Source organism: Streptomyces sp. NPDC006923, assembly GCF_040635655.1.
Lineage (GTDB): Bacteria > Actinomycetota > Actinomycetes > Streptomycetales > Streptomycetaceae > Streptomyces.
Map to the genome: position 1 here is coordinate 596434 of NZ_JBEYIF010000002.1, position 10780 is coordinate 607213.

The window sequence follows — 10780 nt, forward strand, 5'->3', positions numbered from 1 at the left end:
CGGCGATCACGGCGACCCGTTCCGGGCGCGACGACCTCCGCTCACAACGCCCTCCGGGGCCTACCCCCCATGCCGGAAGGGCAGTTCACCGGTCGCGCACGCGTCACGGGTGCGGATGGGGAGACATGGATCGGCGTTCAGCGGAAACCCGTACCTCTGACAGAGGAGGCGCAGATGGCGATCACATTCCGTAAGAGTTTCACCATCCTGCCGGGGGTGCGGCTGAACATCAACCGTCACTCCTGGTCCATCACCACCGGTGGCGGCAAGCACGGTCCGAGGCACACGTCCAGCAGTACGGGACGGCGTACGACCTCCATGGACCTGCCGGGTCCGTTCGGCTGGCGCAAGACGACGAGCAAGCGGCGCGGTCACTGAGCGGGTGACCGCCCCGGCCAGTGAGCAGGCGATCTCGCAGGTCACCGGGGACTCGTACGGCGGCGCAACGGTTGCCGGGCCGACCCTCCGCGCGGAAGATCGGAGCATGGGTGGCCGCCCTCGGCGGCCACCCGGGTGGCCGTCACCCGGATGGCATATCCCAGCTCGGCCCCTATCTCACATCTGAGATAACCTGCCTCTATGGCAGACGACTACCTCGTACGCATCGGCAAGCTCATCCGCGACGCCCGTCAGCACCGGGGCTGGACACAGACGCAACTTGCCGAGGCTCTGGCCACCAGCCAGAGCGCCGTGAACCGCATTGAGCGCGGTAACCAGAACATCAGCCTTGAGATGATCGCGCGCATCGGTGAGGCGCTCGACAGTGAGATCGTGTCGCTCGGCTACTCCGGGCCCATGCATCTGCGGGTGGTCGGCGGCCGCCGGCTCTCCGGTTCGATCGATGTCAAGACGAGCAAAAACGCGTGCGTCGCACTGCTGTGCGGCTCGCTGCTCAACAAGGGCCGTACGGTGCTGCGCCGGGTGGCGCGCATCGAGGAGGTCTTCCGCCTCCTTGAGGTCCTGAACTCCATCGGCGTGCGCACCCGCTGGATCAACGACGGCGTCGACCTGGAGATCGTGCCGCCCGCCGAGCTGGACATGGAGGCGATCGACGCCGAGGCGGCGATCCGCACCCGCTCCATCATCATGTTCCTCGGCCCGCTGCTGCACCGCCTGGACAACTTCCGGCTCCCGTACGCGGGCGGCTGCGACCTGGGGACACGCACCATCGAGCCCCACATGATCGCGCTCCGTCGCTTCGGCCTGGACATCGCCGCGACCGAGGGCCTCTACCACGCCCAGGTGGACCGCTCGGTCTCGCCCGGCCGGCCGATCGTACTGACCGAGCGCGGCGACACCGTCACCGAGAACGCCCTGCTGGCCGCCGCGCGCCATGACGGTACGACCGTCATCCGCAACGCCTCGTCCAACTACATGGTCCAGGACCTCTGCTTCTTCCTGGAGGCGCTGGGCGTACAGGTCGAGGGCATCGGGACGACCACCCTGACCGTGCACGGCGTGCCGTCCATCGACGTGGATGTGGACTACTCCCCCTCCGAGGACCCGGTCGAGGCGATGAGCCTGATCGCCGCCGCCGTGGTCACCGAGTCCGAGCTGACGATCCGCCGGGTCCCGATCGAGTTCCTGGAGATCGAGCTGGCGGTGCTGGAGGAGATGGGTCTCGACCACGACCGCACCACCGAGTACTCGGCCGACAACGGGCGTACGCGGCTGGTGGACCTGACCGTACGGCCCTCCAAGCTGGAGGCGCCGATCGACAAGATCCACCCCATGCCGTTCCCGGGACTGAACATCGACAATGTGCCGTTCTTCGCGGCCATCGCGGCGGTGGCCCAGGGCCAGACCCTGATCCACGACTGGGTCTACGACAACCGTGCCATCTACCTGACGGACCTCAACCGCCTGGGCGGCCGGCTCCAGCTCCTCGACCCGCACCGCGTCCTGGTGGAGGGCCCGACCCGCTGGCGCGCCGCCGAGATGATGTGCCCACCGGCGCTGCGCCCCGCGGTGGTCGTCCTGCTGGCGATGATGGCGGCGGAAGGTACGTCCGTACTGCGCAACGTCTATGTCATCAACCGCGGTTACGAGGACCTGGCGGAGCGCCTGAACTCGGTGGGCGCCCAGATCGAGATCTTCCGGGACATCTGACACGCGGATGCCGTCGCATCCGGTCCGACCTGTGCTGAAGCGGGCCAGAAGGAGATGCGGCGGCATCTGTGGGACATCTCTGGGACTTCGCCGGCCTCCTCCTCTCGGAGGTGTTGGAGTGGTTCCGGTCAATTCCCCTCGGCTCGCGGCCCGTCAGATCTCGCCGTACGCCCCCTGCCGAGGGAAGTAGTCCATTGGGCAGCGATCCGCCCGTCCGCACCCGGCACCGCCGCCCGGGACAGCGAATCGATCGCGAGCCCTTGAGGCCGGACAACATGACCGTCAAAGGTTTGATGAATGTCGCCGACGAGGAGACACACGGTCACGAACGAATCCCATTTCATTATCACGCCTTTATCCCTGATGCCCTGATGTATTAAATGACCTGCGCGATCAACGACGTGCTGTGCGGTGTCCCGTAACCCGAAGAGATCGACACCGCCGGGGAGTTCCTGCCTGGAGTCGGCCTGAGCAGACGGAAGAATCGCCCAGGTCGACGCCGTCACAGGAACGTCGAATTGACAAGGACGGTCCACGCAGGACGCTGGAGCTATGACAGATTCCACTTCACTGATCAGGCTCACCGAACCGATACCGGGTTACATCCGGGCCACCATCGACAATCCTCCGGTGAACATCTTCGACATGGGCGTGCTGGCCGCCCTGGAAGACGTCGTGGATGTGCTGGAACGCCGCGACGACGTGAAGACCGTCGTCTTCGAGAGCGCCGATCCGGACTTCTTCATCGCCCACTTCGACCTGCTGGGCGATACGTCCGGCTTCCTGGAGGAGCGGCCGAACGGCCTGCACCGGTGGCCGGACCTCACCACTCGCATCGCGCGCCTGCCGATCCTGACCATCGCGGCCCTCCGCGGTCGGGCCCGCGGCGCCGGATGCGAGTTCGCGCTCGCGCTGGACATCCGCTTCGCCAGCCGGGAGAAGGCGATCCTGCACCAGCCGGAAGCCGGTTTCGGCGCAGTGCCCGGCGGGGGCGCGCTGGAACGCCTGCCGCGCCTGATCGGCCGGAGCCGCGCCCTGGAACTCGTCCTGGGGGCGGAAGAGGTCCGTGCCGACCGGGCCGAGTTGTACGGGCTCGTCAACCGCGCCATACCGGATGCGGAATTCGAGGCCACCGTGGACGCCTTCGCCCGCCGCGTCGCGAGCTTCGACCGGCCGGTCCTCGCACTGGCCAAGCGCACCATCAACGAACGAGCAGGCATACCGGACCCGCACGACCTCAGTGACAGCCAGGGCCGCTTCCTGGCCACGACCCAATACGCGGAGACCCAGCAGCGCATGTCGCAATGGGCGGCCGACGGCCTTCAGCAGCGGGGAGAGCTCGAATTCTCCATGAACGACTACATCACGCGACAGGCCGAGGCCCAGCTTGGGGGTCGTCGTGGCAGCCGATGAAGGCCCCGGCGAATTTCCGTTGTTCATGGACAGGGCCCTGTTCTCCCGAAGCTACGGCGAAGTGACAAGTAGCTCTCTGTAATCAGAGTGACGCTCGGTCAGGGAGAGCAAGGCGGGGTCCGGGGAGTTCGCCGGCCGCCTGGAGGGCAGCGAAGTCGGCGTGGGCTGCCTCGACGGCTTCGGGGTATGCCTCGCGCTTGGTGTGTTCGGCGAGCGCCCGGTAGATGCTGGCCACCGAGGGGTTCTGTCCCTTGCGCTTGCCGGTGGGGATGAACAGGTCGGGCTGGATCTGCTCGACGGACTCGCCGAGCGCCCGGCGCCGGAGCACGGTGTGGAGCATGTCGTCGGTGATGACCGGGGGCCGGCCGCCATGCTTGCCCTTGCGGGCCGCGGTGTCGAGCCCCTCCAGGGTCGACTCGCGGATGTTCTCCCGCTCGGTCTCCGCCATCGCGGCGAAGAACGCGAACAGCAGCTTGCCGGGGCCGGTGGGGTCGTAGATGCCGGGCAGGGGTCCGGCGAGCATCTCCAGGACCAGGCCGTGGGCGGTGAGGTGGTCGGCGAGCGCGGTGAGTTCGGCGGCGTCGCGGCCGAGGCGCTTCATCTCGTACACGGTGAAGATGACTCGGCAGTGCGGGGCGTGCGCCTTGACCTCCCGCGCGGTCCGCAGCGCTTCCTCGAACTTGGGCCGTACGCGAACGCGGGTGCTGATCTTCTCGCTGAAGATCTTGTCCCTCGGGATGCCGTGCTTGCTGAGCGCGTCGAGTTGGGAGTCGAGTTCCTGCCCGAGGGTCGAGCAGCGGGCGTAGCCGATGCGGATGTCCGCGCTCGGCAGGTCCGGGTCGATCGGCGCCGGCGGCGGAGTGCCCGGCCGCCACGGCCGGCCCGGTCCGCGGTCGGCCGGGGTCGGCACCCGTAGCGTCTTCTTCAGCCGGGGCACCATGGTGAAGCGGCGGGTGTGGTAGGCGGAGGCGACCGCGCCGCCGCGCGACCGGCACGGCGAGCCGGGCTGCGCGTCACACTTCGGACAGGCGTGCTGTTCGACGTCGTCGGCGTCCGACCGGTCGGTTGGCGAGGGCTGCTGAGGGTCCGTCATGGGCCCGACTTTTCGCACAATGCATGTCTCATAAGGGGGCCATCCCCTCTTTTGAGTGAGAACGGGTTCCGAGAACCGATCGGGTGTCGAACGGGGTCCGGCGGCCGATTGTTGATCTTGCTCGCGCAAAGGAACGTTTATGAGAGTTGAGAGTTCGTGTTACGTCGCTTTTGGCGGGCTTCGGCGACTGAGGTGCTTGATACTCAGCGAGGTGGGGCTACCAAACCCGTCTCATAGGCGGTGATGACAAGTTGGACTCGGTCGCGGGCTTCGAGTTTGGTGAGTAGCCGCGCTACGTGTGCCTTCGCCGTGGCCACGCTGATGTAGAGGTGGGTGGCGATCTCGCTGTTGGACATGCCGCGTCCGACGAGGGTCAGTACCTCGCGCTCCCGCTCGGTGATGTTCCCGACCGGTCGTGGATGCAGAGCCGGTTCGGGGCGGGCGGCGAACTCTGCGATGAGGCGGCGCGTGACGCTTGGGGCGATCAGGGCGTCTCCGGCGGCGACAACGCGGATCGCCACGAGGATGTCGTCCAGTGCCATGTCCTTGACGAGGAATCCGCTCGCACCCGCTCGGAGCGCGCCGTAGATGTACTCGTCGTCGTCGAACGTGGTGAGGATAAGGACGCGCGTCGCTCCAGCGGCTGCTGTGATCAGCCCGGTGGCCTCGATGCCGTCCATGCCTGGCATGCGGATGTCCATCACTGCCACGTCGGGCCCGGTGTCCCGGACCAGTTGGACCGCTTCGGCGCCGGTTCCGGCTTCTCCCACGACGTCGATGTCGGGGGCGTCGGCCATCAGGACGCGCAGACCGCTGCGGATCAATGGCTGGTCGTCGGCGAGCACGACGCGGACCGTCATGAGAGGTGCACTCCTTCGGGGAGGGGGAGCCGGGCTGCCACACGAAAGCCGCCCTCGGGTAGCGGCCCGGCGGTGAACTGGCCGCGCAGCAGGGTGACGCGTTCCCGCATTCCGGTGATGCCGTATCCGGTGCCGGAGGCGGGGCCGCCGCGGCCGTCGTCGGCGACCTCGATGGTCAGTTCGCCGTCTTGGTAGCCGATGGTGACGCGGCATTCGGGGGTGTCCGCGTGGCGTACGACGTTGGTGAGGGCCTCCTGGACGATCCGGAAGGCGGCCAGGTCGATGTCGGGCGGTAGGGGCCGTCGTTCTCCGAGCCATCGCACGTCGGCATGGACGCCCGCGTCCTTCGTTGACGCGGTCAGCCGGTCTAGGTCGGCCAGTCCCGGGGCAGGCTCGCGCGGCGGGGCCTCCGCCCCGGTGCCCGGTTCGGTGCGGCGCAGTGCACCCAGGGTGCGCCGCAGCCCGGCGAGGGTTTCCCTGCTGGTGTCTTCGATGGTGGCCAGCGCATTGCGGGCCTCGTCCGGCTGTGTGTCGATGACCCGGCGGCCCACGCCTGCCTGGATGGCGATGACGCCGATGCTGTGCGCGATCATGTCGTGCAGCTCACGGGCGATCCGGAGCCGCTCGGCTGCGACGGCCTGGGCGGCGGTCTGCGAGCGCAGTGCCGCGGCGTGCTCGCGGCGTTCGCGAACCGAATGGCCGGTCATCCAGGCGGCGGCAAGGGCCAGGACGAGGACCACGACCGTGCGGGCGAAGCCGTCCGTCCCGGTCCCAAGACGTGCGGCGAAGGCGACCTGTACGCCGAGCGTCGTGACGGCAGCGGTGACCGCGATGCAGCGAGGCCGGGTGGCCACGATGTATCCGGCGGCGAGGTCGTTTGCCAGAACCAGCAGATACACGACCTGCCAGAACGGGGTTGTCGTCGCCGTGACGTACGTACCCAGGAGCATCAGTGCCAGGGCCGGCAGTGGGCGGCGGCGCAGCAGTCCGAGAGGCAGGCCCGTGACCGCGGCCGCCGACACGAAGGGCAAGCCGGGGGAGTCGAAAGGCGTGCCGCGTGCCGCGAAGAACAGCACGAACGGGTAGGCGATCGCCCCACACCAGGCCAGAGCCGCCCGCGCGGCCGGCCGCAGGTGCCAGGACAGCAGGGGACGCGGCTTGGCGGACATGGGGGGATCGTAATCGCCTGACCAGCGGCGGAACATTGGCCCGTGGGCGTACGCCCACGGGATACAAGCCCTCCCGCCAGTGCAGCCGACGGGCTGATGCCGGACGGGCACTCTCCCCGGCACCGTTTGCCGGGTGATCGAAGTCAACGAACTGACCAAGCGATATGGCAAGGCCACTGCCGTCAACGGCCTGACCTTCACCGTGCGCCCCGGCCACGTCACCGGGTTCCTCGGCCCCAACGGTGCAGGCAAAAGCACCACACTGCGGATGCTCCTCGGCCTGACCGAACCCACCAGCGGCACCGCCACCATCGACGGTCACCCGTTCCGGGACCATCCGCGCGGCCTGCGCCACGCCGGTGCCCTGCTCGACGCCCATGACGTCCACGGCGGTCGCAGCGCAGCGGCCTATCTGTCCGTCCTGGCCCGCAGCAACGGTATTCGCGGGCGCCGGGTGGACGAGGTCCTTGAGGAGGTAGGACTGGCTCCTGCGGCCCGGCGCCGCATCGGCGGGTTCTCCCTGGGCATGAAACAGCGGCTCGGCATCGCCACGGCTCTGCTCGGGGACCCTCCGGTGCTGCTGTTCGACGAGCCGGTCAACGGCCTGGACCCGGAGGGCGTGCGATGGGTGCGCGGCCTGTTCCGGCGGCTGGCCGCCGAGGGGCGCACGGTGTTCGTCTCCAGCCACCTGATGAGCGAGATGCAGAACACCGCAGAGCACCTGATCGTCATCGGCCGGGGCGAGCTGATCGCCGACGAGAGCGTGGCGGAGTTCGCGGCCCGCGGCACCCGCCAGCGCGTGACCGTGCGGACGCCCGACCCCACCGCGCTGGCAGCCGTGCTCGAAGCCGAGGGCGCTTCGGTACAGCCGGACGACTCGGTCACCGACGCAGAGGAGTGGCTCACCGTAAGCGGCCTGAGCGCGGCCCGCATCGGGGAACTCGCCGCCCACCACCGCATCGTGCTCCTTGAGCTGGCCACCCGCACCGCCTCGCTGGAGGAGGCGTTCATGGAACTCACCGCCGACAGCGTCGAATACCTCGCAGGAGAATCCCGATGACCTCGACCACCACACAGCAGACGGGGTTCTCGACCGCCGTGCGCGCCGCCGAGCCCGGCGCCCGCTTCCGGGACCTCCTCGCCGCCGAGTGGATCAAGCTCTGGTCGCTGCGGTCCATTTCCTGGGCGTTCGGCGTCAGCGCGCTGGTCATCATCGCCATCAACATCAGCGCGGCCGTCGCGGACTACAACAACTGGCCGACCTACAACGAAGGGATCCGGGCCCTCTTCGTTCCCATCTGGGCCATGCGGGACGCCTTCACCATCGGCGCCTGCATGGTCCTGATACTCGCCACCGGCAGCATCGGCGCCCTCACGGTCGTCGGCGAGTACAGCACCGGACAGATCCGCACGACTTTTGCGGCAGTACCGGCCCGCCGATCGGTCGTAGCGGCCAAGATGGCCGTCGTGACGGCAGTCACGCTCCTCTATGGCACGGTCGTCGCGGGAACCTCGTTCGGCGTGACACAGGCCATCCTGTCCGATCGGGACATCGGCCTGTCCCTCGACTACCCCGGCGCGCTCCGCGCCGTCGCGGCATCCGCGCTGCTCGCTCCGGTGTGCGCGCTCGTCGGCATGGGCCTCGGCGCCCTCATCCGGCACACCGCAGCCACCCTCGTGACGTTCACCGGAATCCTTCTGCTGCTGCCGTTCCTCCTCAACGACCGCCACCGCTGGTCGTCCGCCATCCTTCACGCGCTGCCCCGCAGTGCGTGGGAACGACTGGTGCAGATGGGCGACCCCTTCGGATCGGCTCCCTACCCGGCGACCATCAGCGGGTCGTGGATCGTCTACGCGGCCTGGCCCCTCGCTGCAGCAGTCGTCGCTGTGGTTGCCGTCCGCCGGCACGATCTGTGAGCCCGCAGGGCCTGGCTGTCAAAGATGCACACCGGGCCGTTGCAGCAGGCTCTCGGTCCGTACTCGCCGGGTGCCAGGCGGGAGTGTGACGGCTCCGCCCCGCGCTCAGGCTTCCGGCCTGCTCGTGCCGCGCGGTGCAGGTTGAGGGGGCTGCGAGTCGGACGCCCTACGGGGGCCGGGCACTGGGGATGCCTCGGCGGCGGGGGAGAGGTGTGAGTTCATGTCCAGCTCGAACCGACCGTAGGGGTTCACGTGGGTCCAGAACAGCGGGGACAGCGCCCGCCGATCGGAGTCGGTGAGCCGCTTCTGCCACTTCTCCTCGCTCAGGATCTCCTGGAGGAGCAGCGTGTTGACGTGCACCAACGCCGACTGGAGCAGGTGTAAGGCGAGCATGGAGACCTCCTGGGACTCCTTGTCGGAGCCGGTCAGGTCGCCGTCCTTGCCGTAGAACAGGTCGTGGTTGGCGGAGTTCCAGTTCTCCACGACCTGGAGCCCTATACAACGTCCGCCAAGGCCCGTACCTTTCCGGAACATCGCGCCACGCCGACCCTGTCCGCAGTTTCCATACGATCCCGTTCAGCACCCGCCTGTCATCCAGACGAGGCCGCCCCGACAAGGACCGCGGAAGCAACGAGGACAGCGCTTCCCACTCCAGATCCGACAACTCATGACGACGCACCATGCCTCACATGATTCCCCATCAGAACGCTTTGAAGACACTGCCTAGCAGCCACGTCTGGCACCGCCGAGAATTGGAACGGCAGTTCATCGCCGAAGGGGGCTGTTGCTGACCGCGCCCCGGCTCTCTCGCGGCCCCACGCAGGCATGTCCGAGGAGCTGCTTACGGTTCCCCGAGGTCATGACGCGCCTCCAGCTCGGCCGCTCCGCCGTCGACAACCTCCTCCGCACCCGCCAGCTCGCCTCCATCACCCTCGGCCTCCCCGTCTCCTCCGTACAGGGCAGCGTGGCCGCCTACCTGACGTACTGGCTGGAGAACGTCGCCGTCCACCACCTCCGCGAGAACACCCACACCCGCTACACCGCCTGCGTCCACCAACACCTCATCCCCGGACTGGGCCGGAAGAAGCTCGCCAAACTCACCGCCAAGGACGTCCGCACCTGGCTCAACCAGCTCCGCACCACCTGCCAGTGCTGCGCACGCGACATCGACGCCCGGCGGGATGAGCCCCGTTGCTGCGCCGTCGGCCAGTGCTGCTTGACGCTGCTCTCTCCGCTGACGCCGGCCTACGTCCACTCCGTGCTCAAGTCCGCCCTGGAGCACGCCGTTCGCGAGGAAGGGATCACACGCAACGTGATCCGCAATGTCCGCACGGGCATACCGCGCCCGCGCCGCTTCGAACCACTCACGGTCGACGAAGCCCGCCAACTCCTCACCGCGGCGTATGGTCACCGATTGCACGCACTGTTCGAACTCGCCCTCCACACCGGACTCCGCAAGGGCGAACTCCCTCGGTCTGCGCTGGGAAGACCTCGACCTCGACACGGGCACGGCCGCAATCCGCCGCACACTTCAGCGCACCAGCACCGGCGGGCCTACCACCCTGCCCACCAAGACGCACGCATCCGAACGACGCATTGACCTCCCGAGCGAGTGCATCCCCTCGCTGAAGGAACACCTTGAAGGTCAGGAACGGGAAAGCGAAGCGGCAGAGGGGCGCTGGAAGGACAACGGCCTCGTCTTCACCACACCAGCAGGAGGGCCGATCGATCCCGCGAACCTCAATCGCAGCTTCCGCGCCCTCCTCGATCGGGCCGGCCTTCGCCGCATCCGCTTCCACGACCTACGGCACTCCACCGCCACCCTGCTCCTGGAGCAAGGCGTCGAACTCGTCCTGATCAAGGAACTCCTCGGCCACGCCCACATCGGCGTCACCGCCACCGTCTACGCCCACGTCCGACTCCGCCTCCAGCGCAACGCCATCAACACCCTCAGCACCGCGCTCAACGGCCCGGCGATCACTGAGACGGCCAAAGGAGACGGCGATGAACCGCCACCCTGCGCCGCCCTCGTCCACTGACGTTGCCGTCAACTACTGCCGTCACCCCACGCAGAAGTCCCGCCAGGACACACCCGACGGGGCGTCATACTTGCTATCGCGACTAAGAGGATGTCTCACGTGGTCGTGTGCTGGTGCGGCATGATGTTGCACCGTGAGGGTTGATCTGTCGCGTCGGCTCGTGCCGGACGAACTATGGGA

General features: G+C 68.1%; 9 protein-coding genes and 2 pseudogenes. 6 read left to right on the forward strand and 5 right to left on the reverse strand.

Annotated features, from left to right (window positions below; translation table 11 throughout):
• Positions 1-174: 174 nt before the first annotated feature.
• From ABZ707_RS05895 to ABZ707_RS05905, 3 genes are all read left to right on the forward strand, one after another.
• Positions 175-378 carry a DUF4236 domain-containing protein gene (locus ABZ707_RS05895; protein WP_319679475.1) on the forward strand — a complete coding sequence of 68 codons (204 nt, stop codon included), beginning with the start codon at positions 175-177 and terminating at the stop codon, positions 376-378.
• Positions 379-579: 201 nt separating this feature from the next.
• Positions 580-2109 carry a UDP-N-acetylglucosamine 1-carboxyvinyltransferase gene (locus tag ABZ707_RS05900; protein WP_360168366.1) on the forward strand — a complete coding sequence of 510 codons (1530 nt, stop codon included), beginning with the start codon at positions 580-582 and terminating at the stop codon, positions 2107-2109.
• A gap of 552 nt (positions 2110-2661) precedes the next feature.
• A complete protein-coding gene (locus ABZ707_RS05905; RefSeq protein ID WP_360168369.1) occupies positions 2662-3522 on the forward strand; it encodes an enoyl-CoA hydratase/isomerase family protein in 861 nt (286 codons plus the stop codon).
• Positions 3523-3604: 82 nt separating this feature from the next.
• On the opposite strand, the gene ABZ707_RS05910 is transcribed toward ABZ707_RS05905, so the two are convergent.
• The 3 genes from ABZ707_RS05910 to ABZ707_RS05920 form a co-directional block, all read right to left on the reverse strand.
• Positions 3605-4615 (reverse strand): recombinase family protein, encoded by a 1011-nt coding sequence (locus tag ABZ707_RS05910; RefSeq protein WP_360168372.1) that lies wholly within the window; start codon positions 4613-4615, stop codon positions 3605-3607.
• 203 nt (positions 4616-4818) lie between these two features.
• On the reverse strand, positions 4819-5475 hold the full coding sequence (locus ABZ707_RS05915) for a response regulator transcription factor (protein ID WP_360168375.1): 657 nt from the start codon (positions 5473-5475) through the stop codon (positions 4819-4821).
• Entirely contained in the window at positions 5472-6644 is a 1173-nt protein-coding gene (locus ABZ707_RS05920; RefSeq protein ID WP_360168378.1) for a sensor histidine kinase, read from the reverse strand. The genes ABZ707_RS05915 and ABZ707_RS05920 overlap by 4 nt, the downstream gene beginning before the upstream one ends.
• Positions 6645-6777: 133 nt before the next feature.
• Here ABZ707_RS05920 and ABZ707_RS05925 point away from each other — a divergent pair, with 133 nt between their 5' ends.
• Both ABZ707_RS05925 and ABZ707_RS05930 read left to right on the forward strand, forming a co-directional pair.
• Positions 6778-7704, forward strand: a complete 927-nt coding sequence (locus ABZ707_RS05925; RefSeq protein ID WP_360168381.1) for an ABC transporter ATP-binding protein — start codon at positions 6778-6780, stop codon at positions 7702-7704.
• Positions 7701-8561 (forward strand): ABC transporter permease, encoded by an 861-nt coding sequence (locus ABZ707_RS05930; protein ID WP_360168384.1) that lies wholly within the window; start codon positions 7701-7703, stop codon positions 8559-8561. The genes ABZ707_RS05925 and ABZ707_RS05930 overlap by 4 nt, the downstream gene beginning before the upstream one ends.
• A 105-nt stretch (positions 8562-8666) precedes the next feature.
• On the opposite strand, the gene ABZ707_RS05935 is transcribed toward ABZ707_RS05930, so the two are convergent.
• Positions 8667-9044, reverse strand: coding sequence for a Tn3 family transposase (locus tag ABZ707_RS05935; protein WP_360168387.1), 378 nt, complete (start codon positions 9042-9044; stop codon positions 8667-8669).
• A gap of 28 nt (positions 9045-9072) precedes the next feature.
• A pseudogene (locus ABZ707_RS05940) lies at positions 9073-9243 on the reverse strand (transposase); the annotation flags it as partial.
• A 231-nt stretch (positions 9244-9474) separates the two neighbouring features.
• Here ABZ707_RS05940 and ABZ707_RS05945 point away from each other — a divergent pair.
• A pseudogene (locus ABZ707_RS05945) lies at positions 9475-10600 on the forward strand (site-specific integrase); the annotation flags it as partial.
• Between the last annotated feature and the right edge of the window lie 180 nt (positions 10601-10780).